We start from the raw sequence: 24589 nt of genomic DNA on the forward strand, positions 1-24589 counted from the left end.
GGCCGCACCTGGACAGACGGGTACGAAGAGTAACCGGCACGATTCAGCACGGCGTGGGCGGCAAGTCGGGCGTTCAGCCATGGGTGGGGAAATTGGCGATTTGGCGGTAGACGCCGTACCCGCCGGGGTGCGACGATCGTTGAAGCTCGCCGCGCGCCTAGCCCCTTGAGGCGCGCGGCGCTTTTTCGGGCCGCTGCCGGCAACCCTTCCGCCTGTCGGATCGCCTTCCACCCGTCGGATCGCCACTCCGCTTGGCGCCGCTGTCCGGACAGGTCACCTCGACGCCGCCGACGCGCCCCCGACCGATGTCACCGGCGCGTCCCGGACCGGCGCCGCCGACGTACTCCGGTCAGCGCCGCCGGACCCGGTGCAGCCGGAACGGCCGGCGGGTCTTGCGGACCGCCGTGGTCTCGCGCGGCGGAGCGGCGAGCGAGTCGTCCGGCAGGGACTCTCCGGCGGCCAGCGGCGCGCCGGCGGGTGCCAGTCGGCTGAGCGCGCAGCCGGCCGTCCAGCGTTCGGCCAGCTCCGCCGGACTGCCGGAGGCGTTCAGCCGCTTGGCGGCCACCTGCGGGGCGACCGTCGCCCACTGCTCGCTGTCCGGCGCGATCCGGGTCACCTCGGCCGGCCAGGTGACGATCCGTCCGCCGTGGTCGCCGCGCAGGGTCACCGTCGCCGTGCCGGCCTCCGCCAGCCCCGGCGCGGACTGCTCGCCGGGACCGCTCACGACGTAGAGGCCGCCGTCCAGCGGCACGCACCAGAGCGCGACCGGGGGACGGTCGCCGACCGCGACCCACGCCACGGCGGCCTTCTTCACCGCCTCCGCCACCAGCGGCGGGACCGGGACCTCCTGCTCGTCCGTCACACCCCGCATCCTGCCCCACCCGGGACCGGCACGAAACCCGCCGGCGCCGACCCGGGCCGGCCCGTCCCGGGTACGTCGAGCAGCCCGGGTACCTCGGCCAGCGAGGTGAGGGCCGGACCGGTCCAGCCGTCGTCACGGTTGAACACGAGGTGGCCGTCGAGGTCGGCGCCGGCCAGCCGGACCGCCGTCATCCCGGTCCGGGCGGCGCCGGTGAGCTCCTGGCTGCCGCCGTCGCCCACGTAGAGGCAGTCCGCGGGGGCGACGCCGAGCCGGTGACAGGCGGCCAGGTACATCGCCGGATCGGGTTTGCAGCGGCCCTCCTGCACCGAGAGGACCCGTACGTCGAGCAGCGGCGCGACCGGTAGTTGCGGCAGGAACTCGGGCAGTTCGTGGGTGCAGTCGCTGACCAGCGCGGTCCGGGCGCCGCGGCGCCGTACGGCGTGCAGCACCGTTACCGCCTCGGGGCGGAGTCGGGTGTCGGCGCGTACCGCCTCGATCCGGGCGGCGACGGCGGCCCGCAGGTCGGCGGGGGAGGGTCGGACGCCGGTCTGCTCGCAGATCCAGCGCATGGTGGCGGTGGCGTCGCCGAGTGCTCCGGTGGCGCGCAGGTAGAACGACCTGTCGAGCACCTCCACCAGGGCCTCCACCGGGCAGCCGAGCAGTGCGGCGACCGTCGCGTGCCGCCTGCCCCGCCGGGTGGCCCGGGTGAGCGTGCCGAAGAAGTCGAAGAGCACCGCCTGGTACGCGGGTGGTCGTCCCCGGTCCCGGCCCGGCCGGTCGGATCCGCTGTCGAGGTCGGGGGCCGGGCGGACGTCCGGGTGCGTGTCGACCTCGGCGGGGTGCGGCGGTCGGGGGTCGGGGGCGGTACGTAGGTCGGTCGGGGAGGGGAACCGGTATGTGGGCATGGGGGAGCAGCCTCCAGAACCGGATGAAGCACCGGATGAAGCCTGGTGCGATCGGACGATCGTAACGACTTGTCGACCAGATGGTGGCCCGCAGTGACATGTGAGGATTTTTCCGTGCCAGCCGTACCGCCGCCCCGTACCCCGATCGACCCGTTGACCGTCGGCGCGGTCGTGATCGCCATCACCGCGGTGTCGTCGTCGGCCCCGCTGATCGCGTTCGCCGCCGCACCCGCGCTGGCCATCGCCTTCTGGCGCAACTTCCTCGCGCTCGGCGTCCTCGGACCGGTCGCGCTGCTCCGGCGCCGGGCCGAGTTCCGGGCACTGACCCGGGGCGCCGGCCGCCGGGACGCCGGCTACTGCGTACTGGCCGGTCTCGCCCTCGCCGTGCACTTCGCCACCTGGATGCCGAGCGCACAGTTGACCTCGGTGGCCGCCGCCACCGCGCTGGTGGTCACCCAGCCGGTCTGGCAGGGGCTGATCGCGCTCGCCCAGGGGCGCCGGCTGTCCCCGCTCGCCTGGGTCGGCATCGGACTGGCGGTGGTCGGCGCGATCTGGGCGGTCGGTGCCGACTTCGGGGTCTCCGGCCGTGCCGTCGCCGGTGACCTGCTCGCGGTCGCCGGTGGCATGGCGGCGGCCGTCTACACCGCGCTCGGCGAGCGGGCCCGCAGCACGATCAGCACCGTCGGCTACACCACCATCTGCTACGCGGTCTGCGCGGCGGCGCTGCTGCTGGTCTGCCTCGTCGGAGGCGTACGGCTCGGCGGGTACGACGCCGCGACCTGGCTCGCCGTCCTCGGGCTGGTGGTGGGGGCACAACTGCTCGGCCACTCGATGTTCAACTACGCGCTGCGCCGGATCTCGGCCACCACGATCAGTGTGCTCTTCCTGCTCGAAGCGCCCGGTGCCGCGCTGCTCGCCTGGGCCTGGCTGGGCCAGGTGCCCCGGACGGCCGCCCTGCCCGGCCTGGCCCTGCTGCTCGCCGGAGTCGCCGTGGTACTGCACGGCGAGGCGCGGGCCGCCCGCCGGGTCGGCGCGGCAGCCGATCCGGAGCCGCTACCCGCCCCACCGGAGGCGGGTCCACTGCCGGGAACCGGTGCACCCCGGTACGCCGATCCGGAGACCGGTGCACCCGGGTACTCCGACCCGGTGCGGGACGCCGGGCCGGGCCTCGGAGGTCCGCAACGAAACGGTTGAGTCGTGCGCCATAGCAGTGTGGTGGTGCAGACGTCGGCTCCTGCGGAACCGACCTTCGACGCGGTGTACGCCGCACAGTACGACCCGCTGGTCCGGCTGGCGTACGTGACCACCGGCAGCCGGCCGGCCGCCGAGGACCTGGTGCAGGAGGTCTTCGTCGAGTGGCTGCGCCGCCGCGACGACGTCCGGGAGCCGGTGCCGTACCTGCGCCGGGCGGTCGTCTCCCGGAGCACCTCGTGGCTGCGCCGACGGATCCTCGAACGCCGGTACGGCGACACCGAGGCACCGCCGCCGGAGCAGTCGGCACCACCGGACGGCACCACCACCGCCGTACGGGCGGCGCTGGCCCGGCTCAAGCCACGGCAGCGCTCGGTGGTCTTCCTCCGCTACTACCTCGACCTTCCGGTCGACGAGATCGCCTCGGCGCTGGGCTGCCGGCCGGGGACCGTGAAGTCGCTGCTGCACCGCTCGCTCGCCGTCCTCCAGGAGCACCTCGATGACGACTGACCTGGACCGCCGGATCATCGCCGGATTGCGGGGCGTGGCCGACGAACCGCTGGTGGTGCCGCCGCCGGCCGAGCGGTTACGCGCCCGCGCGGCCCGCTCGGGTACCCGCGTTCCGGCCGCCTGGCGACGCCCGGTGCTCGCCGCCGTGGCCGTACTCGTGCTGCTCGCCGGGGTCGCGCTGGCCCCGGCTCTCCGGCCGGGTGGCGGCTCGGCGCCGGCCGGGCTGCCCGACGCGCCGACACTGCCGGCGCGGTTCGCCGGGATGTCGCTGCTGACCGCGCCGGTGTCGAAGGATCCGCCCGGTCCGGCGGTGGCCCTCTACCGGCAGGGCACGCTCGGCACCCGGGTCGGCACCAGCCAGGTGCTGGTACTCGGTGTCGACGGGCGGACGTACCGCCGGCTGGACCTGGCCGAGCGGCGCGGCGCGGAGGAGGCGGACGGGGAGTGGAGTGCCGCGTCTGCCCTGCTCAGCCCGGACGGCAGCCAGGTGGTGGTCGCCGACGACCATCGGGTGAGCGGCCGGGTCGAGATCGTCGACCTGCGGACCGGCCGGGTACGGGAGATAGCGTTCGACCCGCCCGCCATACTGTCGCCGCTGGCCTGGGCGCCGGACGGGTCCCGGGTGGTCTTCCGGCTGGAGCGGGGCCCCTTCGACAGCCGCTGGCAGGGCTACCGGCTGGCCGTACTCGACGTGCCGGCTGGCCGGCTCGGTGCGCTGGGCGAGTACACGTCGCCGGATTCGATGCTCGGGGCGGCGGTGTCGCCGGACGGCACCCTGCTGGCCGTGTCGTCCACGTCCGGGTCACCCACGTCCGGCCGCATCGACCTGCTGGACTTCACCGGCGCGGTGCGCCGGACCCTGGCCCTGCCGGAGGGCTACCACCTGACCGGCGTCAACGCCTGGTCGCCGGACGGCCGGCTGCTGGTGGTGCAGCACCTCGGCGCCGTGAGCGGCGGCTTCGCCTTCGTCGACCCGACCGGCGGGTCGGCCCCGGTGCCCGCGCCGCTGCCCGGGCTGCCGCACCCGGCCGAGCTGCTCGGTTGGTCCTCGCCGGACACCCTGCTGGTCGGCATGCTGGACGGGGACTACGAGATCCGCCGGACCCCGGTGGACGGCAGTGCCGCCCGGACCGTCGCCACGATCTCGGACGGGCCGGGTGGACCGGCCCGGGTCAACCAGCTTCGACTCGCCGACGGCCTGCTGGCGGACCTGCGGGTGGTCGACGACCCCGGAGGTCCGGAGCGTGGGCCGCAGCCCTGGTGGTGGCGGGTCCTGGTCACCGTGGCCGTCGCGCTGCTCGGCTGGCTGGTCTTCCGGACGGTACGGCGACGGTCCGCGCGACGCCGCCGCCCATCCGGGTCGCGGCCTGGCCCGTCCGGGGCGCCAAATCCTGACGTCGGCCAGCCCTGACGTCGGCCAGCCCTGACGTCGGCCAGCCGTGGCGTCGGCCAGCCCCGGCGTGCGGCCCGGGATCAGCCGGTGTTCGCCGTGGTGGCGAAGAGCACGCCCATGAAGCCCAGGTAGGCGAGGAAGAGCAGCAGGCCGAGGGCGGCCATCCCGAGCGAGACCCAGCCGAGTACGAGACCGGCGGTGGCGAAGCCGCTGCCCTCCTCACCACTTGCCTGGATCTCGGTACGCGCCTTCTTCGCCAGGTAGACCGCGACGCCGCCGAGCAGTTGGCAGCTGAACAGGGCGACGATCCCGGTGACCATGGACGCGATCGCCATACCGTTCGTCGGCCGGCGCACCACGTAGGGGTAGCCGGAGTAGCCGGGGTGGCCCGGCGTCCAGCCCGGCTGCGGCGCCTCGCCGGCCGGCCCCGGGTACTGCTGCCCCGGGTACTGCTGCCCCGGGTCGACGACCGGCTGGGCGACGACACCGGCGTCGCTGGTGGGTTCGGACGGGTTGCCGGCGGTGCCTGGGTTCACGGCGTCTCCTACTGGTCGGGTGCTCAGTAGCCGGTGTCGTACGACGACGTCGGTTGGTTGGCCAACCAGACGAAGAAGATCACGATGCCGATGGTGGCGAGCACCGCGATGCCGGTGGAGATCCAGCCGACGATGATGCCGGCCTTGGCGAATCCCGCGCCGTTCTCGCCGCTTTCGCGGATCTGCTTGCTGGCGACGTGCCCCATGATCGCCCCGACCGCGCCGAGGTAGCCGCCGAGGCCGTACCCGCAGAGGCCGAGCGCACCCACGATGGCGACGACCATCGCGGCGATCGACAACCCGTTGGTCGACGGGCCCGGGGCGGCGACCGGGTAGCCGGTTGCCGGGTAACCGGCCGGGTAGCCCGGCGCCACCACCGGCTGGCCGCTGATCGGGTCGGTGCCGGCCGGGTAGGACTGGGTGGGGTAGCCCTGGTCGGCCGGGTATCCCGGCTGGTAGGGCTGGGCGGGAGCGGCGGTCTGCTGCACCGTCGGGTCCTGGTACATCGGCTGGTAGCCCGGATCCTGGTATCCCCCGGGCTGCGCCGGTGGTTGCGCCTGCCAGGACGGATCGCTGGAGTAGCCGCTCTGCTGGGGGTCGGTCATTCGAGGTCTCTCACTTCGTCCGTTCGGGATGCGTCGCCAGGGTAGTCGCCGTCCGCCAGATCGGTGTCCCCATATCCGGCCCGCCGCCTCGGCCGCGACCCTCATACCGCGCCTGAGTACCTCAGGCAGCGCGGCCGGTCGGCCGGGCCACGGCGCTGCGGCGTTGCCCGTATCGCCTGGACCGGGCAGGATCGCGGGCATGGTATTCGACGCGCGCGCCGGGGACAGATCCGGTAATCGGCCTCGTCGGGACGCCACGCGCCCCGCGCTGGCCCGCCGGCCCCGTAACGGCTCGCAGGGCACCGTCTCGCAGAGCATCGACCCGGACCGCAGCGGAGCGCCGGGCGGTGACGTCGAGCCGGTGACAATGCGCCTGGACGGCCGGGTCGCGCTGGTCACCGGTGCCGGCAGTCCGGACGGGATCGGGTACGCCACCGCGCGGCGGCTCTGCGCCCTCGGTGCCCGGGTGGCGATCGTCTCGACCACCCGACGCATCCACGACCGGGCGACCGAGTTGGGCGCGACCGGATTCGTCGCCGACCTCACCGACGAGGCCGAGGTTGGCGCGCTGGCGGACGCCATCGTCGAGCAGCTCGGCGAGGTGGAGGTGCTGGTCAACAACGCCGGGCTGGCGAGCCGGGCGAGTCCTGAGGTGCTCCGGCCGGTCGGCCAGTTGAGCTACGACGAGTGGCACCGGGAGATCGAACGCAACCTGAGCACCGCGTTCCTGTGCAGCCGGGCGTTCAGCGGCGGCATGGCCGAACGGGGTTGGGGCCGGATCGTCAACCTCGCCGCCACCGCCGGCCCGGTCAACGCCCTGCCCACCGAGGCGGCGTACGCGGCGGCGAAGGCGGGTGTGGTCGGGCTGACCCGGGCGCTGGCGATGGAGATGATCGCCGACGGGGTGACCGTCAACGCGGTGGCGCCGGGCACCATCTACACGGCCGCGTCCACCATGGCCGAGCTGAAGCAGGGGCTCGGCACCCCGGTCGGCCGGCCCGGCACCCCGGACGAGGTCGCCGCCGCGATCGCCTTCCTGTGCTCGCCGGCCGCCTCGTACATCACCGGTCAGATGCTGGTGGTCGATGGCGGCAACAGCGTGCGGGAGGCGGAGTACCGGTAGCCCCGGACGCGCGTACCACCGACGGGTGGACGGTCGCGGTGGTGCTCCGACACCGCCGCGACCCCTCGCCCGCCCCGGTCGGCACCCGCCCCGCCCGACCCGCGCTCAGTACGTGCCGCCGTCGCCCTCGGCGCCGGCCCAGCTCACCAGGGCCAGCCAGCCGCAGCAGCCGATCAGGTAGAGCGCGGTGAAGATGTAGCTGAGCACCAGTCCCCAGGTCGCCAACTGCCCGCCCTGCTCACCGGTACGCCGGATCTGTCGCCGGGCCAGGTGCCCGAGCACGATGCCGGCCGGCGCGAAGACGAAGGCGAAGACCAGCGACAGGATCGCCAGCACGTTGAATCCGGACTGCTGTCCGGGCTGACCGTAGTAACCGGGTTCGCCCTGGGAACCGGGCTGGCCCGGCTGTCCGTAGTAGCCGGGCTGGTCCTGGTAGCCGTACTGGCCGGGCTGCCCGTAGCCACTCTGGCCGTAGCCACTCTGGCCATAGCCACTCTGGCCGGGCTGGCCGTAGTAGTCGGGCTGTTCAGGCTGGCTTGGTTGGCCGGGCTGACCGCCGTGGTAGCCGGGCTGGTCGCCGTGGTAGCCGGGCTGGTCGGGCGGCCCGCCGGAGCCGGGCGGGGGCTGCGCCCGAGATCCTTCCGGATCCTGCGGCTCACCCGGCGCTGGGTAGCTCATAGCGTCGCCCTCCTCATCCGGGAACGCTACCGGCCGACGCCGTTCCGCACGGCAAATGTCCCGATCACGCACCCTGCGGTGGAGGGCCGACCGCTCAGGCTTGGCGGGACAGGCCGGCGGCGGCGCGTTCGATCACGAGGCAGCGGTCCTCGACGTAGTCGATGCCGGCCTCCTCGGCGATCCGCCGGGCCTCGGCCGAGACGATGCCGAGCTGCAACCAGACCGCCGGGGCGCCGATCGCGACCGCCTCGCGGACCACCTGCACGGCGTCCTCGGCCGGCCGGAACACGTCGACCAGGTCGACCGGATGCGGGATCTCGGCCAGCGAGCGGTAGACGGGCTCCCCGAAGAGTTCTCCCGCCTTCGGGTTGACCGGGATGATCCGCCAGCCGTACCGCTGCATCAGCAACGGGACGCTGTGTGCCGGCTTGCCGGGGTCGCGGGACGCCCCGACCACCGCGATCACTCCGGCCTCGGCCAGGATCTGCTGAGCGCTACGCACCCCGCGACTGTAGCTCGCGTTCCGTGTGCTCGAATCTGCCGGAACTCGGGAGGCCGCAACGGCGGCACAGGGTGGTGGGGAGCCGGTCAGAGCAGGGTGAGCTGCTCGACGGCGGGCGCCGGGGCCGGCACCACCTGGCGGGTTTCGCCGGGCTCGGAGCGGTGCAGGCCGTGTCGCCGGGCCGCCATTCTGACCCGGGCCGTCAGCTCGCGCTGGTATGCCTGGGGTAGGTAGGAGCCCCGGCCGAAGAGGGTGCGGTAGTGCGGTACGAGCTGCGGAAACTCCCTGGCCAGCCAGCCCGCGTACCACTCGCGGGCGCCGGGACGCAGGTGCAGCGGCAGTGGCGTGACACTCACCGCCCCGGCCTCGGCGATCGCGGCCACCGTGGCCTCGATCGACTCGTCGGTGTCGGTGAGGCCGGGCAGGATCGGCGCCATCAGTACCCCGACCGGAAAGCCGGCGTCGGTCAGCCGGCGTACGGCGTCGAGCCGGCGTCGCGGGCTGGGCGTACCGGACTCGACCGACCGCCACATCCGCTCGTCGACGAAGCCGATCGACATCGAGATGCCGACCCGGGTCACCGTGGCCGCCTCCTGGAGCAGCGGCAGGTCGCGCAGGATCAGGGTGCCCTTGGTCAGGATGGAGAACGGGTTGGCGAAGTCACGCAGCGCCGCCAGGATCGACGGCATCAGTTGGTAGCGCCCCTCGGCCCGCTGGTAGCAGTCGACGTTGGTGCCCATCGCGATGTGCTCGCCCGACCACTTCGGTGCCGCCAGCTCGCGGCGGACCAGCTCGCCCGCGTTGACCTTGACGACCACCTTGCTGTCGAAGTCACGGCCGGCGTCGAGGTCGAGATAGGTGTGCGTGCCCCGGGCGAAGCAGTTGTGGCTGACCACTCCGTTGGCGACGAAGTCGCCCGTGCCGGTGGTGATGTCGTAGAGCTGGAGTTCCCGGTCGAGTGGCTCGATCCGGCGGATCCGCAGCACCGCCCGGCCGCCGAGGACCGTCCCGTCGAGACCACCGGCGGGCAGTTCGGCCGGACCGGGCGTGGCCCGGCCGGTGCCGACCAGACTGTCGGTGATCGCCAGATAGGGCCGGGGTGGCTCGCCCGGCAGCGCGCCGACGACGTGTTTCCAGCCGCGTGGGGTGAGGAAGCGGTGGTCGCCGCTGGCGGTCAGCTCGGTGCCGTCGGCCAGGGTGATCCGGTACGCGGGCTTCACCGTCGACCAGTGCGCCAGCACCTCGGTCCGGACGTAACGCCGGTGGTTGCCCTGCGCGACCGTGCCGTAGATCTGGTCGCCGACCCGCAGCTCGGCCAGCGGCCGGGTGTGCCCGTCGGCGAGCAGGATCGCGGTGTCGCCGGCCAGGCAGTAGGCGCAGGCGTGGCTGCATCCGCGGTAGGGGTTGATCGTCCACTGGAACGGCACCCGGGAGGCGCCCGGCACCCGGTTGATGATCGACTTCGCGCGTACCTCGTAGAACGTCATGCCGGCGAAGCCGGGGGTGTCGAAGGTGCGGACGGTCGCGCCGGGCAGCGCCAGCGGCAGGGGTGGAGCCGCTGGCGCTGCCCCCGGAGGGGTGCCGGTGTCGGGGGGAGCCGACAACAGGTTTTCCCAGCGCATGGCCCTCATTCGAACATACGTACGAGACCGCGCGCAACCCGCCACGCCCGACGCCGACGGTTCGGCGACACCGGAGTACGGGAGTAGCGGAGTACCGGAAAGGTTTGTCGCTACCGATCGCCGGCCGGCGCGGCGCTGCTCTCCCGGCGGACCAGTTCGGCGGCGACGTGCTCGATCTGCGGCGTGTTCAGCGGCTCGGGAGGTTGCAGCGCCAGGGTCATCGCCCGGGCGCCCATGTCGGCCAGCGGCAGCCGGATCGTGGTGAGCGCGGGGGTCACGTCGCGGGCGATCGGCATGTCGTCGAAGCCGATCACGCTGATCTGGCCGGGCACGTCGATGCCCCGGGAGCGCAGCAGCGAGAGTGCGCCGATCGCCATCGAGTCGTTCATCGCGGCGATGGCGGTGAGTCCGGGCTGGGTGTCCAGCAGCGTGGCGGTGGCGCTGGCGCCGCCGGAGCGGTCGAAGTCGGCGTAGACGATCTGCCGGGGAGTGAGTTTCTGGCCGTGCTCCCGGGCGGCCCGGCGCAGCCCGGCGATCCGGTCGGTGGTGGTGGTGAGGTGTCGTGGCCCGGCCACCACGCCGATCCGGGTGTGCCCCAGGCCGTACAGTTCGGCGCCGACCAGGTGTCCGCCGGCCTCGTTGGCCGGGATCACCGCGTGCCCGGTGTGCTCGTGCCGGCCGATCACCGCCACGTGACCGCCGGTGGACTGGTAGACCCGCAGCTTGGCGTCGAGGGTGTGGGTGAACTGCTCGTCGTGGTAGCCGGAGCCGGCCAGGATGATCGCGGCGGCCTGGTTGGCCCGGAGCAGTTCGACGTACTCCAGTTCCTTGTCCGGGTCGCGGTAGGTGTTGCAGATGATGACCAGCCGGCCGTGCTCGGTGGCGACGCGTTGCAGGCCCCGGGTGATCTCCGCGAAGTACGGGTCGGAGACGTCGTGCACGATCACCCCGACCGCGCTGCGGTGGTTGCGGGCGAGCTGCTGGGCGTGCGCGTTCGGGACGTACTGCAACTCCTCGACCGCCGCCAGCACCCGCTCGCGGAGCGCGTCCGTCACCGGCTTGGGGCTGCCGTTGATGATCCTGGACGCGGTGGCGGGTGACACGCCGGCCCGCCGCGCGACATCCGCCAGAGTGGCCATCGACCCGTCCTTTCACGGCCGCCGGGTGGCCGGTTGCAGGTGAGGATATCGCGGCGGGACTTCGGGCCATTCACGGCCGTCGCGGGCCGGGTGCCCGGGCGGCGGGAGATCACCTCTGGCGGTGGGAGGCTCTTGCCCGAATCGGAACGGAGTCGGTAGCGTACTCGGGAAAGCGCTTACCGACGTACGGCGTGCTCCACCGCGACCATCGCGCGCCAGGACGACCCCCACCGCACCACGTACCCCGCGCGCTCGACGAGTGGCACCCGCGGATCAGCCAGCCTGAGGAGGCGACGTACATGGGACGCACCACGATCGGCATCGTGCTCAACGGTGTGACCGGCCGGATGGGCTACCGGCAGCACCTGGTCCGGTCACTGCTGGCCATCCGGGAACAGGGCGGGCTGCCGCTGCCCGACGGCCGCCGGCTCTGGCCCGAACCGATCCTGGTCGGCCGCAGCGAGGCGAAGCTCCAGGAGATCGCGCAGCGGCACGGGCTGACCGAGTGGACCACCGACCTGCCCGCCGCGCTGGCCCGCCCGGACGTGCAGATCTACTTCGACTCGCAGGTCACCGCGCAGCGGGAGAAGGCGCTGAAGCTGGCCATCGAGGCAGGCAAGCACATCTACACCGAGAAGCCGACCGCCGAGGACCTCTCCGGGGCGATCGAGCTGGCCCGGCTCGCCGACGCGGCCGGCATCAAGCACGGCGTGGTGCAGGACAAACTCTTCCTGCCCGGCCTGCGCAAGCTCGACCGCCTCGTCAAGGGCGGCTTCTTCGGCCGGATCCTCTCGGTACGCGGCGAGTTCGGCTACTGGGTCTTCGAGGGCGACTGGCAGGCGGCGCAGCGGCCGTCCTGGAACTACCGGGCCGCCGACGGCGGTGGCATCACCGTCGACATGTTCCCGCACTGGCACTACGTGCTGGAGCAGATCTTCGGCCGGGTCGCGGCGGTGACGGCGCACGTCACCACGCACATCCCCGAGCGCTGGGACGAGGCGGGCGAGCGCTACGACGCCACCGCCGACGACGCCGCGTACGGCATCTTCGAGATCGAGCGGCCGGGGCAGCCGGGCCGGATCGTGGCCCAGGTCAACTCCTCCTGGTCGGTCCGGGTCTACCGGGACGAGCTGGTCGAGTTCCAGGTCGACGGCACCGAGGGCAGCGCGGTCGCCGGGCTGCGCAACTGCCGGGTCCAGCACCGGGCGACCACCCCGAAGCCGGTGTGGAATCCGGACCTGCCGGCGACCGAGGACTTCCGGTCACAGTGGCAGGTGGTGCCGGACAACGAGGAGTTCGACAACGGGTTCAAGGCCCAGTGGGAGCTGTTCCTCCGGCACGTGGTGGTGGACGAGCCGTACGGCTGGGATCTGTGGGCGGGTGCGCGCGGCGTACAGCTCGCCGAGTTGGGGCTGGCCTCCGCCCGCGAGGGCCGGCGCATCGAGATCCCGGACCTCGACGGCGAGCAGACCAGGTGAGCGAGGTTCGGGCACGGTTCTCGTTCAACCAGGCCACCGCCAAGTACTGGCCGATTCCCGAGCTGGTCGCCGGCTGCCTGGCGGCCGGGGTGTCCCAGCTCGGGCTGTGGCGGGAGGAGACCCTTGAGCACGGTCTGGACAAGACCGCCACGCTGATGCGGGAGTCCGGGCTCGCGGTCACCTCACTGTGCCGGGGCGGTTTCTTCCAGACCCCCGACTGGTACGACGAGAACCGCCGGGCGATCGACGAGGCCGCCACCCTCGGCGCGCCGGTGCTGGTGCTGGTCTCCGGCGGGTTGCCGGACGGCAGCCGGGACGTGGACGCGGCCCGGGCGCACGTCGGCGACGCCATCGGCGAGCTGGTGCCGCACGCCCGCGCCGCCGGGGTACGGCTGGCGATCGAGCCGCTGCACCCGATGTACTGCTCCGACCGCTGCGTGGTCTCCAGCCTCGGCCAGGCGCTGGACCTGGCCGCACCGCATCCCGTCGAGACGGTCGGGGTGGTGGTGGACACCTACCACATCTGGTGGGACGACCAGGTCTGGGCGCAGATCGCCAGGGCCGGCCGGGAGGAGCGGATCGCCTGCTTCCAGGTCGCCGACTGGGCCACCCCGCTGCCCGAGGGGGTACTGCTCGGTCGGGCGCTGCCCGGGGACGGCTGCGTGGAACTGCGCCGGTTCCGGGAGGCGGTGGACGCCGCCGGCTACCGGGGGCCGATCGAGGTCGAGGTCTTCAACGCCGAGGTGTGGGCCCGGCCCGGGCCGGAGATCCTGGACCGCACCCTGTCGGGTTACCTCGCCCACGTGGATTAGCCGGCACCGTCGCACACGGGGGAGACTGGTGAACATGGACCAGCCCACCTTCGTGTACGACGGCGACTGTGCCTTCTGCACCACCTGTGCCGAGTTCATCGGCCGGCGGATCCCGACCGGGGCCAGGGTGGTGCCCTGGCAGTTCGCCGACCTCGACGCGCTCGGGCTGACCGCCGCGCAGTGCGAGGAGGCGGTCTGGTGGGTCGGCACCGACGGCGTACGCGTCGCCGGCCCGGACGCGATCGCCCGGCTGCTCGGCGCGAGCCGCCCCGGTTGGCGGCTGCTCGGCGCCGGCCTGCGGCTGCCCCCGGTACGCCTGCTCGCCTGGCCAACGTACCGCTGGGTGGCCCGCAACCGGCACCGCCTGCCCGGTGGTACGGCCGCCTGCTCGCTGCCGCAGGCGACCCGGGACCGGCTCTACGGCACGACCGGCGACCGCTGACCGGGCGGCCCGGCCGGCATCACTCCGGCGTCCGTCCGACTGTCCGGCCCGCCGGATCCGTCGCCCGGCCCGTGGCCCGGAAGTTCCGGCCCGCCGCCCTTCCCGGGCTGGCCGCCGGGTGCGCCCTCCGCTTCGCCGGGTGCACTCTCCGGCCCGCCGCGTCGGCCGGTCAGCCGGCGTAGCCGCTCGACCGGGCGGAGCCGCTCCAGCGCCAGGAAGCTGGTCATCGCCACCAGGTGCGGGGCGAACGAGATGGTGATGGTGGCGACGGTGACCAGGTGGAACGAGTAGAAGAACGCCACCACGGCCTGCCGCCAGCGCGGTGACACCACGAACACCACCGGGCTGAGCAGCTCGAACGCGATGATGCCGAACTGCGCCGCGATCAGCAGGTACGGCACCTGGGCGATCAGGTCGGCGAGTTCGGTGCCGCGCCGGATGATCGCCCGGGCCAGCACCGACCCGGTCATCCACTCCAGCCCGCCGAACCGCAGCTTGGCCCAGGCGGCCAGGAAGTAGGTGCAGACCACGGCGATCTGGGTGACCCGCAGCGCCCAGCCGGCCGCCTCGCTCTCGGTCCGGTCGCCGTGCCGGGCCCGCCCGACGGTCGGCAGTACGGCCAGCGCGACCAGGAAGCCGAACCGGTCGTGGTCCACCTTCCCGTAGCTCATCGCGATGACCATCCACTCGAAATAGAGCAGGAATACGGTCCAGCCGAGCGCCCGGGGCGCCCGTCCGGTCGCGGCGGCGAGGGCGGCCAGCAGCAGCGCCCAGAAGAGCACGTTGACCAGCAGCGGCGTCGGGGTGGGCAGCGGCAGCAGCCGGCCGACGAAGAGTGGTTGGTACAGCTCGCCGGGGATGCTGGCCTTGTCGCGGATCCAGGGCGTGAAGAACAGCAGGTCCGCGGCGACGAAGAGGTAGACCAGGGTACGGAACGCAGCGACCCGCCCCAGCGGCACCGGCTCGGTCAGCCAGCCCGACACGGCGGCGCCGATCCGTCTCGACGTGCTCACGAGGACTGCCACCGGACCACCGTCTCGTCGACGGCGTTGCCGGTCGGCCGGCCGTCCGTGATGCCGTACCAGCGGATCACGATGCGTACCTCGACGATCGGCGGTGCGTCGGGGTGCCGTTCGGCGTACGCGTCGGCGACCTGACGCAGCAGTGTCGGGTCGGCCTCGTACCGGCCCTGTTGGCCCTCGATCTCCGCTCGGCGGATGCCGGTGGCGTCCTCGCCGAGCCCGATCACCGCGCCGGTGGCGTCGACCCCCTCGACCCGGGTGTCCGGGGCGGGGTCGTCCGGCGGGTTGGAGCCGGCGTACATCCGGAAGGGACCGAACGGGAAGTGGTCGTCCTGGCCCCAGAGGGTGCCGGCGAGCAGCACCGCGCCGGCCAGCAGGGTGAGGCCCACCCGGAGAGTCCGGCTCCGCCTCGGCAACGCGTCCATCGGTTCGAGACCTTACGCGGTACCCGCAAGATCCGGGCACCGTCGGTGTGCGCCTCCGCCGACCGCGCGGACGACTCCGGCCGGACACCGGACGACTCCGGCCGGACACCGTCGCGGTGTCCGGCCGGAACGCGGTCGGTTACCTGATTACCTGCCGGCGGTGGCTACCCCGGCTGTCGTCGTCAGTGGCTGTGCTCGGCGAGCTGCTTGCGTACGTCGTCCATGTCCAGCGCCTGCACCTGCTCGATCAGCGATTCGAGCGCCGACTCCGGCAGGGCGCCCGGCTGGGCGAAGACGATCACGCCGTCCCGGACCGCCATGATCGTGGGGATGGACCGGATGTCGAACTTCGCGGCGATCTCCTGCTGCGCCTCGGTGTCGACCTTGCCGAAGACGATCTCCTGGTGCTTCTCCGAGGACCGCTCGTAGACCGGCGCGAAGCGCTTACACGGACCGCACCAGTCCGCCCAGAAGTCCACCAGCACGATGCCCGGCTGCTCGGTCACCTCGTCGAAGTTGGCTGTGGTCAGCTCAACGGTCGCCATTGATCACTCCGATCACCGCAATTGGCCTTACGACTGGGAAACCCAGCTGGCCTCCTCCGAATTCCCCGGCACGGCAGGTTGAAACGGTCATCGTGGGGCGCGTCACGTTACGGAGCGGTATCGACGCGGGTCCCTGATCGGCCGGATCCGGAAGTGAAACATTGATGACACACTCCGGTGACGGGTAGTTATGGGAGCGTTTCCAAGGCTTCTGCTGGCCAGTTCGGGTGTGATCCGCGAAGTTGCCGGTTGGCAAGCGGAAACAGGTGACATAACGGATGTCCTGCTGCGTACGTCTGTTCACGTTGAGTAACATTACAAAAAGGTAACTGTGACCCCGATCTCGTGGCGGACTCTTTTGTCGACTGGGTCGGGTCGGGCAGAATCTTTCCCATCAGAGCGTGGGCGGCGGGTGCCGGGGAGGGCCCCGCCGCTCATTGCGTCCGGGGTCGGTTTCCCGCCCCGTCCGGCACGCCATCTTCAATTCACCGCTAACGCCACCGCGTCTCCGGCCGTGCGCGCCGGGTGGCTGCACCCTCCGGCGCCTCACCTCGGGATTCAACTTCAGGGTCCGGCGACACATGCCGCCGACGGCGACACCCAGCACTACCGCTTTTCGGGCGGAACCGGGCCTTCCGCCTACTAGCGGCATATGCTGAGCCGGGAGGCGCCATGAGTCACACCGGATCTCCGGACTCGCCCGGTGCCACGCACCGCGCCCGCCGGGCCACCACGACCGGCTACCCGCCCGACGACTGGCAACTACTCGTCCGGCTGCCCGGCCGGGTGATCGTCGCGGCCTCGTCGGCCGGGCCCGACAACCCGGTCCGGGCGGTCACCGAGGGACTGGCCGGCCTGGACGGCATCGCCGCCGGGCGGTCGTTCGACAGCGAGCTGGTCCGGGCGGTGGTCGCCGCCATCTACGCCGAGTCCGACGACGGGCAGTCGGCACCGGTCCGCACCGGAGATGTCGACGCTGGACTCACCGAACTCCTCCGGGCCTGCCGGACCGCCGTCGGGACGCTGACCAGACACGCCGATCCGGCCGACTCGGCCGCGTACCGGCAGTGGGTGCAGTCGGTCGCGGCCCGGGTCTGCCGGGCGGCCGGTTCCGACGGCCGGCCCCGGCCGTTCGGCGATCCGGTCGACCCGGACCAGCGCCGGGTGCTGGACCAGCTCGGCGAGGCGCTGGGCCTGCGCCCGGCCGGCTGACCGGGGGCCGTACCCTCGGCAACCGTGGAGAGTGCCGAGGTCGAGCTGGAGGTCGGCGTCGGGCCGTGGCCGGGCGAGCCGCCCACCGATCCCCGGTACGACCCGGAACTGCTCCGCGACGGCGACCGCCGCAACGTGGTCGACCGGTACCGCTACTGGCGGCGGGAGGCGATCGTCGCCGACCTGGACCTGCGCCGGCACGACTTCCATGTGGCGATCGAGAACTGGCAGCACGACCTCAACATCGGCACCGTGGTCCGGAACGCCAACGCCTTCCTCGCCGCCGAGGTGCACGTGGTGGGGCGGCGGCGGTGGAACCGGCGCGGCGCCATGGTGACCGACCGCTACCAGCACGTCCGGCACCACGAGACGATCGAGGCGTTCCTGGACTGGTCCGGGGCCGCCGACCTGCCGATGATCGGCATCGACAACCTGCCCGGGTCGCGACCGCTGGAGAGCGCCGTGTTGCCGCGCCGCTGCGTACTGCTGTTCGGGCAGGAGGGGCCGGGGCTGTCCGAGCCGGCCCGGTTGGCCTGCTCGGCGGTCTTCTCCATCGCCCAGTACGGCTCGACCCGCTCGATCAACGCCGGGGTGGCCAGCGGCATCGCCATGCACGCCTGGATCCGGACGTACGGCATGACCCCACCCGCCACACCGGCCTGAGCCCTCCGACTCCCCGCCGTCCCTCTGCGTCCCGACTGCCGGTTGGTTAGCGTCGGACCGGGCAAAGGGTGCCCCTACCGTACGGAAACAGACCGAAAAGGCCGGTTCGCCTTGACTCGGAGGCACTGGTACGGGGACTGTAGTTGTCGTGGGTGTTGCGGTGAGCTGTCCACGTTGCGGCGGTCCGGTGCGCGCGCCGGACCTGATGCACACTGCCTGGCGATGTCCCGACTGCGGCCCGATCTCCCCGCTGCACGTGGCGGAGCACATCGGGCCGGAGATCGTGGCCAGCACCGTCGACCGGATCACGGTCGACCGGAACCCCGCCGACCAGGAGTCCGGCGTCCCCGGGTCGAGAGCCGGCTCCCCGATGCCGCTCTGGTGTCCGTGGCCGCTCCCGCAGGGCTGGACGATGACCGGCGTCGGTTGGGCCGGTGACGACCGCGGCGGCGTCCGGGCGACCGCGGTGGCCTGCACCGGGCCGGACCCGCTCGGTGGTGGCCCCGCCGACCTGGTACTCGTCGCCGAGGAGCCCGGCGTCGGCCTGGGCACCCGGCTCGCCGGCACCGCCGGGCCGGACCCGGGTCCGCAACTCGCCGAGGCGCTGACCGATCCCGGCCCGGGACACGCCGAGCGGATCGCGCACGCCAAGGTGCGTGCCGGTGGCCATCCGACTCCACTGTGGTCGGTCAGATCTCCGACAGACCGGAGCGCCTACGCCGGTGAAGCTCGGGGGATCTGGCTCTATGCGATAGCCTGGCCGGCGAGCGCGGGTTACCTCCTCGCGGAAGATGTCGAACTCCACGACCTCACCGAGTGGACACCGCCCGAGCTTGTGTACGGTGCTCCGTCCCCCTACCTGCACGGGAGGGTCTGATATGGCCAGCCAGGCTGGGACGAAGCGGGTACGCGGCTTATTCACCGCAGGACAGCAGACTGATACTCTGGGTTTTGCCGCGGTTAGCGCCCCGGCACCGCACGGAGGGATGGCCCGCCATGGTTAAAAAGGTCCTCACCTGGGGCGGTCTCGCCTTCCTGGTCTTCTTCATCGCCTACCAGCCGTCCTCCGCCGCCGACGTCTTCAAGTCGCTGGGCGGCAGTCTGCTGGACGTTGCCCAGGGCTTCGGCGACTTCTTCACCGACCTCGTCGCTTAGCCGTCGATGGGCAATCCGTCGGGTGAACCCCCTGAGCCCGAGGACGACGACGAACGTCGACGGCGCGAGCGGGACACCGAGCCGATCCCACGGGTCCGACCCGACGACGGTCCGCAGTTCGGGACCGGGCCGGACTTCTCGGACGGTCCCTCCTATTCGGACGGACCCGCCTACTCCGACGACATCGGCTACGCCGGCAGCGAGCGCCGGGCCGGCACCCGTGGCTGGGTACGCGACCCGGACCAGGGCCCGGAGATCTCCGAGGAAGAGCTGGCCGGCCTCCGGGTCGACGCCTCGGGGATGCCGCTCGGCCCCCGCCGGGTGCTCCCGCTCGAAGACGAGCCGACCTCCCTGGTGGCCCGCTACCTCTTCCCGACCGAGCGCTACCGGGGCGAGTGGAAACGGCACAAGATCTCTCTCGCCACCCCGCTGCTGATCGGCCTGCTCGCCACCTTCGTGCTCGGCTACCTCTCCGGCTTCCTCGCCGGGCAGGAGGTCGGCGCGCTGACCACCGTCGCGGTGCTGATCTGGCTCGGCATCATGGGCTGGGTGGCCTGGAAGGTGGCGGACTGGTATTTCGACCGGTTCATCCTGACCAACAAGCGGGTGATGGTGGTCAACGGCATCATCACCCGGCAGGTCGCGATGATGCCGCTGCTCCGGGTCACCGACATGAAATACGAGCAGTCGCCGCTGGGCCGGGCCCTCAACTACGGCACCTTCGTGCTGGAGTCGGCCGGCCAGGAGCAGGCGCTCCGCGAGGTCAAGTACCTGCCCAACCCGAACGAGCTCTACCTGCGGGTGGTCGAGGAGATGTACGAGCCGCAGGCGGTCGAGGCGCGGCTGGGCAAGGAGGCCGAGGAGGCCAAGGCCGACGACGGCGCCTGACGGACGGCGGGACCCCTCACCTCCGAGCCCGCTGGCGCCGGCGCTCGGCGGGCGCCGACCGGGTGCTCCGGACCCGTCGCACCGTTACCGAGGCGCGGCACGCGCACTCTGCCGGCCGGACCCGGTCGGCATGCCGTCCGGCGGCGACCGAGGTGTGATGCCGACGACGTCGAGGGCGGCACCGTTGCCGAAAACGGCAATTTCTCCCCCGAACATCGAACTGAATCGCACCTTTCCGCCGTAGACCTGCGGGTCCCCGCTGTGGCAGCCTTTCGAATTGGCACCGGCGGGGGGAGGCGGAAGTGACGCCGAAGCACTCGGTGGACGAGGAGTTCCGCGAGTTCGTCGCGGCCCGCTCGGCAGCCCTGCTGCGTACGGCGTACCTGCTGGCCGGGGACTGGGCGACCGCCGAGGACCTGCTCCAGACCGCGCTGACCAAGACCTACCTGGCCTGGAAGCGGCTCGGCGAGATCGAGGCGGTCGAGCCGTACGCCCGGCGGGTGCTGATCAACACGGCGACCAGTTGGTGGCGGCGGCGCTGGCACGGCGAGCGCCCCACCGAGGTGCTGCCGGAGCGACCCGCCCCGGACCAGATCGAGGAGCAGCTCGAACGCGACCGGCTGTGGCGACACGTCCGGACCCTGCCCGTCCGGCAGCGGGCCGTCCTGGTGCTGCGGTTCTACGAAGACCTCTCCGAAGCGCAGACGGCGGCGCTGCTCGACATCTCACCGGGCACCGTGAAGAGCCAGACGTCCAGAGCGCTCTCCACCCTGCGGCGCCGGCTCGGGGCGGAGGCCGACAGCGCGATGCCGGCGGCCGAGGCCGGGCTGGCCGCCGTACCCGTCGGAGATGCCGGCGGCGGCGCCGGAGCGTTCGCGCCCGCGCGGGCGGCGAACGGCCAGCTCCCCGTCCCGGCACCGGAACTGCCCCGACCGCGCCAGGCCGCCTCCCGGCGACCCGCGACCGCCTTTCCGGTACCGGCCCAGCCCGTTCCGGCGGTCGGAGCGGAAGCGTGACGCCCATGCTGGAAGATTCGCTGCGCGAGATGTTCGCCGCCCAGGTCGACACCCCACCGGTGGCGGACGACCCGGCCGGCACCGTGATCCGCCGGGGCCGGGTCGCCCGCCGACGCCGCGCCATGGGCTCGCTGGTGGCGGTGGGGGCGGCGCTGGTCCTGGTCACCGCCGGGGCCGCCTCGTTGGGCGGCGGGTGGCCGCCGGATCGCCGGTCGGGACCGGCGGCCGGGTTCGGTGTCGACTCGCTGGCCGACGTGACGGTCGGGCCGGTGGAGCCGCCGACCCCCGGCCGGGACACCGGGATCGGGCTGGACATCCGCAGCGGTGACCAGCTCTGGACGACCGACGGCCGGCGGCTGACCCTGACCGGTGTCGGCGAGGTGACCCGGATCTACCGGGTACCCGGCGGCTGGGTGTACGCCGGAGCCAGGGAGGTCAGGTTCCTCCGTCCCGACGGCAGCTCCGTCACGCTCAGCGGCGAGGACGACAGGTGGGCGGTGAGCAGCGACGGTGACCAACTGGCGTTCCAACTCGACACGACCCTGCACGTCGCCCGGATCGGCCCGGCCGGGCTGGCCCTGATGGACTCCGTCGAGGTACCCGCCAACACCTGGCCGGTGGCGATCGCCGCCGACCGGGTGGTGGTCTCCGGCGGCTCCCGGGGCTACGGCTTCGTCGACCTCGCCCGTCAGGCCCAGCAGCCGGCCCGCAACGCCGCCGTGACGACGATCTACGGGGTACGCGGCGACGGGCTGGTGGGGCTGGTCCGGGAGGAGGGCGGAAGTCGGCGCTGCCTGGCCAGGATCGTGCCGACCGGCGGCAAGCTGCAACCCGCGCAGAGCGGCGGCTGCGGGCTGGGACTGCGCGCCGAGGCGACCGAAGGCGGGCTGGCCCCGGACGGCCGCTGGCTGGCCGAGCGGCGCGGCGCCGAGGTCGCCCTGATCGACGTCGACCGCGTCCTGGACGGCGAAACGGCACTCGTCACCTGCCCGGCCGCCAGCGACGTTCCGCCGGTCTGGGCCGACGACCGGACGGTGGTGACCGGAAACGACGCGCACGTGGTGCGCTGCCGCACCGACGGCACCGAGGAGGCCGTGCCGCTGCCCGAGGGCGTACCGGAGGACTGGCAGCTTGTACCGAGGCTGACCGCACCCGCCGACGGGCAGTGAGCTTGCCGGCCGGTAACCTCGGTCCGGTGACGTCCCGCCGGCCCGAGGCACCCGACCCCGGTCACCGGGTCCGGATCGACCTGCACGCCCACTCGACGGCCAGCGACGGCACCCTCACCCCCGAGGAACTCGTCCGCGCCGCCCGGCAGACCGGACTCGACGTACTGGCCATCACGGACCACGACACCACCGGCGGGTGGGAGCGGGCGGCATCGGCCCGGCCGCCGGGACTCACCCTGGTCCGGGGCGCCGAACTCTCCTGCCGCTGGTACGGCACCGAGCCGTCGATCCCGCTGCACCTGCTGGCGTACCTCTTCGACCCGGAGTCGCCGGAGCTGGTCGCCGAGCTCTCCCGGGTACGCGCGGCCCGCGAGGTACGCGCCGAGCGCATCGTCGAACTGCTCCGCGCCGACGGCGTCGACGTCGACTGGGCGGAGATCCAAGCCGGTGCCGGTGGCGGCACGGTGGGCCGGCCGCACATCGCGCAGGCGCTGATCCGGGCCGGTCTGGTGGCGACGACCGCCGAGGCGTTCACCCCGAACTGGCTCGGCGAGCGTTACCGGCTGCCCAAGGACGACATCGACGTGTTCCGCGCGGTCCGGCTGGTCCGGCAGGCCGGCGGAGTACCGGTGATGGCCCATCCCCGGGCGACCAGGCGGGGCCGGATCGTGCCCGACTCGCTGATCGTCGAGCTGGCCGCCGCCGGGCTGGCCGGCCTGGAGGCGGAGCACGAGGACCATTCGCCGGCCGAGCGGGACCACGTCCGGGCCCTCGCCGCCGAGCTGGGACTGCTGGTCACCGGCTCGTCGGACTTCCACGGCGCGCACAAGACCGTCCGGCTCGGCGCGTACACGACCGAGGTCGAGGCGTACGAGCGGATCGTGGCGGCGGCGAGCGGGATCGGCGTACTCACCGACCCGGGCTGACCTCGGCCGACGGCCGCCGCAGCAGCAGCCCGCTGCCGTCGACGTTGCCGACCGAGGTGCCGGGTCGGTGCCGTCGTGATCGGGAAGGGGTGTCGGATCGACGGGGGTGTCGGACCGGCATGGCAGGATCGGGGCGTGCGAAGGCCATCGTCCGCCGGCAACCGGACTCCTCGACCCCGTGGCAGCCAGCCCGAGCAGTTGGGTTTCGACGGGATGCCCGAGCGACTCTTCGTCTGCACACCGAGCAAACTCGGCGCGTACACGGACTGTCCGCGCCGATACCGCTACTCCTATGTCGACCGGCCCGCCCCGGCCAAGGGTCCGCCCTGGGCACACAACTCGCTCGGCGCGAGCGTGCACACCGCACTGCGCAACTGGTACGCCCTGCCGATCGACCGCCGTCGCCCCGAGGCGTTGCCGACACTCCTCAAGGGCACCTGGGTGCGCGAGGGCTACCGCGACGACGAGCAGGAGCGGGCGGTGTTCCGCCGGGCCCTGGAGTGGTTGGAGTCCTACGTGGAGACGCTCGACCCCGGTGACGAGCCGCTGGGCGTGGAGCGGGTCGTGGCGGTCAAGACCAGCGTGTTGGCGTTCAACGGCCGGGCCGACCGGATCGACTCGCGCCCCGGCCCGGACGGCCCCGAGCTGGTGATCGTCGACTACAAGACCGGGCGTACCGGGCTGGACGCCGACGACGCCCGCGGCTCACAGGCACTCGCGCTCTACGCCTACGCCGCCGAGCGGGTCTTCCGGAAGCCGTGCCGCCGGGTAGAACTGCACCACCTGCCGACCCAGACGGTGGCCGGGCACGACCACACCGTGGAGTCGCTCGCCCGACAGCTCTCCCGGGCCGAGGACACCGCGCGGGACATCATCGCCGCCGAGCGGGCGGTCGCCGACGGTACGGATCCGGACGACGCGTTCCCGGTCTCGCCGGGCATCCGTTGTGGCTGGTGTGACTTCCGCCGGAGCTGCCCGGCCGGCGCGGACGCCCCCGAGCGGGAGCCCTGGTCGGCGGTGGAGCGGGCACTGGCCCCCGTCGAGCCGGGCGACGGGGCAGCGGAGTGACCCAGGAACCGGGCCGGGCGACGGCGCCACCCGTCGGCCGATCAGCGCGTTGACCAGCGTCGACTTGCCAGCCGACGTTCGTCCTCCCACGGCAGGAAGTCCCGGTTGCGGCGGGGCGCGGGCGGAGTGAGACGGCCGGCCCGGCTCAGTCGTCGGTGGCTCGCCGCACCTGGCAGGCGGGGCAGAGGCCCCAGTAGGTGACCTCGGCCTCGTCGACCTCGAAGCCGTACGAGGTCACCGGGTCCAGACAGGGTGCCGAACCGACCGCACAGTCCACGTCGGCGATCTCCCCGCAGCCCCGGCAGACGACGTGGTGGTGGTTGTCGCCGACCCGCGCCTCGTAACGGGCGGGAGATCCGGCGGGCTCGATCCGGCGGGAGAGCCCGGCCCGGGACAGCGCGCCGAGCACGTCGTAGATCGCCTGGGTGGAGACCGAGTCGAGGCGCCGTCGTACCCGGTTGGTGATCTCCTCGACCTCCAGATGGCCGCCACCGGCCAGCACCTCGAGGACGGCGAGACGCGGCCGGGTGACCCGAAGGCCCCTCGACCGGAGCAGTTCCTCGCCAGTCATCTCCCTATCACAGCACGTCGATGGGGCACCAACAAGGCGGATGGCGGCCGATCGTGGCGGTCGCCACACCACCCGAAGCCCCGCACCGAGGGGTGGAACCTGACTGAACCGGGCCGACTCGATGCCCGTGT

The 24589-nt window shown here is 72.8% G+C and carries 28 protein-coding genes; 16 read left to right on the forward strand and 12 right to left on the reverse strand.

Going from position 1 to position 24589, the window contains the following annotated elements; genetic code table 11:
• Positions 1 to 349 precede the first annotated feature (349 nt).
• Both Pen02_RS02415 and Pen02_RS02420 read right to left on the reverse strand, forming a co-directional pair.
• Complete coding sequence (locus tag Pen02_RS02415; RefSeq protein WP_239139899.1) at positions 350 to 862, reverse strand: hypothetical protein; 513 nt, start codon at positions 860 to 862, stop codon at positions 350 to 352.
• Positions 859 to 1767 (reverse strand): HAD family hydrolase, encoded by a 909-nt coding sequence (locus Pen02_RS02420; protein WP_203864196.1) that lies wholly within the window; start codon positions 1765 to 1767, stop codon positions 859 to 861. The genes Pen02_RS02415 and Pen02_RS02420 overlap by 4 nt, the downstream gene beginning before the upstream one ends.
• A gap of 114 nt (positions 1768 to 1881) precedes the next feature.
• On the opposite strand from Pen02_RS02420, the gene Pen02_RS02425 reads away from it, so the two are divergent.
• From Pen02_RS02425 to Pen02_RS02435, 3 genes are read left to right on the forward strand one after another with little or no spacing between them, the layout of a single operon-like run.
• Positions 1882 to 2961, forward strand: coding sequence for a DMT family transporter (locus Pen02_RS02425; RefSeq protein WP_203864197.1), 1080 nt, complete (start codon positions 1882 to 1884; stop codon positions 2959 to 2961).
• A gap of 3 nt (positions 2962 to 2964) precedes the next feature.
• Complete coding sequence (locus Pen02_RS02430) at positions 2965 to 3468, forward strand: RNA polymerase sigma factor (protein WP_239139900.1); 504 nt, start codon at positions 2965 to 2967, stop codon at positions 3466 to 3468.
• A complete protein-coding gene (locus Pen02_RS02435; protein WP_203864198.1) occupies positions 3458 to 4879 on the forward strand; it encodes a TolB family protein in 1422 nt (473 codons plus the stop codon). The genes Pen02_RS02430 and Pen02_RS02435 overlap by 11 nt, the downstream gene beginning before the upstream one ends.
• A 62-nt stretch (positions 4880 to 4941) precedes the next feature.
• On the opposite strand, the gene Pen02_RS02440 is transcribed toward Pen02_RS02435, so the two are convergent.
• Together Pen02_RS02440 and Pen02_RS02445 are read right to left on the reverse strand one after the other, a co-directional pair.
• Complete coding sequence (locus tag Pen02_RS02440) at positions 4942 to 5397, reverse strand: DUF4190 domain-containing protein (RefSeq protein WP_203864199.1); 456 nt, start codon at positions 5395 to 5397, stop codon at positions 4942 to 4944.
• A gap of 23 nt (positions 5398 to 5420) precedes the next feature.
• A complete protein-coding gene (locus Pen02_RS02445; RefSeq protein ID WP_203864200.1) occupies positions 5421 to 6002 on the reverse strand; it encodes a DUF4190 domain-containing protein in 582 nt (193 codons plus the stop codon).
• A 268-nt stretch (positions 6003 to 6270) separates the two neighbouring features.
• Here Pen02_RS02445 and Pen02_RS02450 point away from each other — a divergent pair, with 268 nt between their 5' ends.
• A complete protein-coding gene (locus tag Pen02_RS02450) occupies positions 6271 to 7125 on the forward strand; it encodes an SDR family NAD(P)-dependent oxidoreductase (protein ID WP_372445553.1) in 855 nt (284 codons plus the stop codon).
• 105 nt (positions 7126 to 7230) lie between these two features.
• Here the strand turns inward: Pen02_RS02450 and Pen02_RS02455 are convergent, their stop codons facing one another.
• From Pen02_RS02455 to Pen02_RS02470, 4 genes are all read right to left on the reverse strand, one after another.
• Positions 7231 to 7803, reverse strand: a complete 573-nt coding sequence (locus Pen02_RS02455; protein ID WP_203864202.1) for a DUF4190 domain-containing protein — start codon at positions 7801 to 7803, stop codon at positions 7231 to 7233.
• A gap of 94 nt (positions 7804 to 7897) precedes the next feature.
• On the reverse strand, positions 7898 to 8305 hold the full coding sequence (locus tag Pen02_RS02460; RefSeq protein ID WP_203864203.1) for a CoA-binding protein: 408 nt from the start codon (positions 8303 to 8305) through the stop codon (positions 7898 to 7900).
• 86 nt (positions 8306 to 8391) lie between these two features.
• Positions 8392 to 9936, reverse strand: a complete 1545-nt coding sequence (locus Pen02_RS02465; protein ID WP_307837690.1) for an Rv2578c family radical SAM protein — start codon at positions 9934 to 9936, stop codon at positions 8392 to 8394.
• Positions 9937 to 10037: 101 nt separating this feature from the next.
• Positions 10038 to 11066, reverse strand: a complete 1029-nt coding sequence (locus Pen02_RS02470; RefSeq protein WP_203864205.1) for a LacI family DNA-binding transcriptional regulator — start codon at positions 11064 to 11066, stop codon at positions 10038 to 10040.
• Between the two features lie 299 nt (positions 11067 to 11365).
• Here Pen02_RS02470 and Pen02_RS02475 point away from each other — a divergent pair, with 299 nt between their 5' ends.
• Genes Pen02_RS02475 through Pen02_RS02485 form a run of 3 tightly spaced genes read left to right on the forward strand, consistent with a single transcriptional unit; the run spans position 11366 to position 13798 of the window.
• Positions 11366 to 12544 (forward strand): Gfo/Idh/MocA family protein, encoded by a 1179-nt coding sequence (locus Pen02_RS02475; protein WP_203864206.1) that lies wholly within the window; start codon positions 11366 to 11368, stop codon positions 12542 to 12544.
• Positions 12541 to 13356: a sugar phosphate isomerase/epimerase family protein gene (locus Pen02_RS02480; RefSeq protein ID WP_203864207.1), complete on the forward strand. Its 816-nt coding sequence runs from the start codon at positions 12541 to 12543 to the stop codon at positions 13354 to 13356. The genes Pen02_RS02475 and Pen02_RS02480 overlap by 4 nt, the downstream gene beginning before the upstream one ends.
• 34 nt (positions 13357 to 13390) lie before the next feature.
• Positions 13391 to 13798, forward strand: a complete 408-nt coding sequence (locus Pen02_RS02485) for a thiol-disulfide oxidoreductase DCC family protein (protein ID WP_203864208.1) — start codon at positions 13391 to 13393, stop codon at positions 13796 to 13798.
• On the opposite strand, the gene Pen02_RS02490 is transcribed toward Pen02_RS02485, so the two are convergent.
• The 3 genes from Pen02_RS02490 to trxA form a co-directional block, all read right to left on the reverse strand.
• Positions 13774 to 14823, reverse strand: coding sequence for an MFS transporter permease (locus tag Pen02_RS02490; RefSeq protein WP_239139901.1), 1050 nt, complete (start codon positions 14821 to 14823; stop codon positions 13774 to 13776). The genes Pen02_RS02485 and Pen02_RS02490 overlap by 25 nt on opposite strands.
• Entirely contained in the window at positions 14808 to 15209 is a 402-nt protein-coding gene (locus tag Pen02_RS02495; protein ID WP_307837691.1) for a hypothetical protein, read from the reverse strand. Before Pen02_RS02495 ends, Pen02_RS02490 begins: the two co-directional genes overlap by 16 nt.
• Before the next feature lie 218 nt (positions 15210 to 15427).
• Complete coding sequence (trxA, locus tag Pen02_RS02500) at positions 15428 to 15790, reverse strand: thioredoxin (protein WP_203864210.1); 363 nt, start codon at positions 15788 to 15790, stop codon at positions 15428 to 15430.
• A 672-nt stretch (positions 15791 to 16462) separates the two neighbouring features.
• Between trxA and Pen02_RS02505 the strand changes: the two genes are divergently transcribed.
• From Pen02_RS02505 to Pen02_RS02545, 9 genes are all read left to right on the forward strand, one after another.
• Entirely contained in the window at positions 16463 to 17002 is a 540-nt protein-coding gene (locus Pen02_RS02505) for a hypothetical protein (RefSeq protein WP_203864211.1), read from the forward strand.
• Between the two features lie 24 nt (positions 17003 to 17026).
• Entirely contained in the window at positions 17027 to 17665 is a 639-nt protein-coding gene (locus tag Pen02_RS02510) for a TrmH family RNA methyltransferase (RefSeq protein WP_203864212.1), read from the forward strand.
• A gap of 160 nt (positions 17666 to 17825) precedes the next feature.
• Complete coding sequence (locus Pen02_RS02515) at positions 17826 to 18542, forward strand: DUF6758 family protein (protein ID WP_307837692.1); 717 nt, start codon at positions 17826 to 17828, stop codon at positions 18540 to 18542.
• Positions 18543 to 18661: 119 nt separating this feature from the next.
• Positions 18662 to 18820 (forward strand): hypothetical protein, encoded by a 159-nt coding sequence (locus tag Pen02_RS02520; RefSeq protein WP_203864213.1) that lies wholly within the window; start codon positions 18662 to 18664, stop codon positions 18818 to 18820.
• Between the two features lie 6 nt (positions 18821 to 18826).
• Complete coding sequence (locus Pen02_RS02525) at positions 18827 to 19708, forward strand: PH domain-containing protein (protein WP_203864214.1); 882 nt, start codon at positions 18827 to 18829, stop codon at positions 19706 to 19708.
• 302 nt (positions 19709 to 20010) lie between these two features.
• The gene (locus Pen02_RS02530; protein ID WP_239139902.1) at positions 20011 to 20724 is read left to right on the forward strand and encodes a SigE family RNA polymerase sigma factor; all 714 of its coding nucleotides are present in this window, start codon (positions 20011 to 20013) and stop codon (positions 20722 to 20724) included.
• A gap of 5 nt (positions 20725 to 20729) precedes the next feature.
• On the forward strand, positions 20730 to 21893 hold the full coding sequence (locus tag Pen02_RS02535) for a hypothetical protein (RefSeq protein ID WP_203864215.1): 1164 nt from the start codon (positions 20730 to 20732) through the stop codon (positions 21891 to 21893).
• Between the two features lie 26 nt (positions 21894 to 21919).
• A complete protein-coding gene (locus Pen02_RS02540; RefSeq protein WP_203864216.1) occupies positions 21920 to 22819 on the forward strand; it encodes a PHP domain-containing protein in 900 nt (299 codons plus the stop codon).
• A 213-nt stretch (positions 22820 to 23032) separates the two neighbouring features.
• Positions 23033 to 23887, forward strand: coding sequence for a RecB family exonuclease (locus Pen02_RS02545; protein ID WP_203864342.1), 855 nt, complete (start codon positions 23033 to 23035; stop codon positions 23885 to 23887).
• Positions 23888 to 24032: 145 nt separating this feature from the next.
• Here the strand turns inward: Pen02_RS02545 and Pen02_RS02550 are convergent, their stop codons facing one another.
• Positions 24033 to 24458 carry a Fur family transcriptional regulator gene (locus tag Pen02_RS02550; protein WP_203864217.1) on the reverse strand — a complete coding sequence of 142 codons (426 nt, stop codon included), beginning with the start codon at positions 24456 to 24458 and terminating at the stop codon, positions 24033 to 24035.
• Between the last annotated feature and the right edge of the window lie 131 nt (positions 24459 to 24589).

Source organism: Plantactinospora endophytica (genome assembly GCF_016862915.1).
In the GTDB taxonomy this organism is placed as follows: domain Bacteria; phylum Actinomycetota; class Actinomycetes; order Mycobacteriales; family Micromonosporaceae; genus Plantactinospora; species Plantactinospora endophytica.

What these genes read in the sequence shown, in the direction of transcription:
- Pen02_RS02545 (WP_203864342.1), top strand. Translation starts at nt 23,033, where the DNA reads ATGCCCGAGCGACTCTTCGTCTGCACACCGAGCAAACTCGGCGCGTAC.
- Pen02_RS02505 (WP_203864211.1), top strand. Translation starts at nt 16,463, where the DNA reads ATGAGTCACACCGGATCTCCGGACTCGCCCGGTGCCACGCACCGCGCC.
- Pen02_RS02445 (WP_203864200.1), bottom strand. Translation starts at nt 6,002, where the DNA reads ATGACCGACCCCCAGCAGAGCGGCTACTCCAGCGATCCGTCCTGGCAG.
- Pen02_RS02525 (WP_203864214.1), top strand. Translation starts at nt 18,827, where the DNA reads ATGGGCAATCCGTCGGGTGAACCCCCTGAGCCCGAGGACGACGACGAA.
- Pen02_RS02470 (WP_203864205.1), bottom strand. Translation starts at nt 11,066, where the DNA reads ATGGCCACTCTGGCGGATGTCGCGCGGCGGGCCGGCGTGTCACCCGCC.
- trxA (WP_203864210.1), bottom strand. Translation starts at nt 15,790, where the DNA reads ATGGCGACCGTTGAGCTGACCACAGCCAACTTCGACGAGGTGACCGAG.
- Pen02_RS02465 (WP_307837690.1), bottom strand. Translation starts at nt 9,936, where the DNA reads ATGAGGGCCATGCGCTGGGAAAACCTGTTGTCGGCTCCCCCCGACACC.
- Pen02_RS02420 (WP_203864196.1), bottom strand. Translation starts at nt 1,767, where the DNA reads ATGCCCACATACCGGTTCCCCTCCCCGACCGACCTACGTACCGCCCCC.
- Pen02_RS02475 (WP_203864206.1), top strand. Translation starts at nt 11,366, where the DNA reads ATGGGACGCACCACGATCGGCATCGTGCTCAACGGTGTGACCGGCCGG.
- Pen02_RS02550 (WP_203864217.1), bottom strand. Translation starts at nt 24,458, where the DNA reads ATGACTGGCGAGGAACTGCTCCGGTCGAGGGGCCTTCGGGTCACCCGG.
- Pen02_RS02435 (WP_203864198.1), top strand. Translation starts at nt 3,458, where the DNA reads ATGACGACTGACCTGGACCGCCGGATCATCGCCGGATTGCGGGGCGTG.
- Pen02_RS02485 (WP_203864208.1), top strand. Translation starts at nt 13,391, where the DNA reads ATGGACCAGCCCACCTTCGTGTACGACGGCGACTGTGCCTTCTGCACC.
- Pen02_RS02455 (WP_203864202.1), bottom strand. Translation starts at nt 7,803, where the DNA reads ATGAGCTACCCAGCGCCGGGTGAGCCGCAGGATCCGGAAGGATCTCGG.
- Pen02_RS02535 (WP_203864215.1), top strand. Translation starts at nt 20,730, where the DNA reads ATGCTGGAAGATTCGCTGCGCGAGATGTTCGCCGCCCAGGTCGACACC.
- Pen02_RS02520 (WP_203864213.1), top strand. Translation starts at nt 18,662, where the DNA reads ATGGTTAAAAAGGTCCTCACCTGGGGCGGTCTCGCCTTCCTGGTCTTC.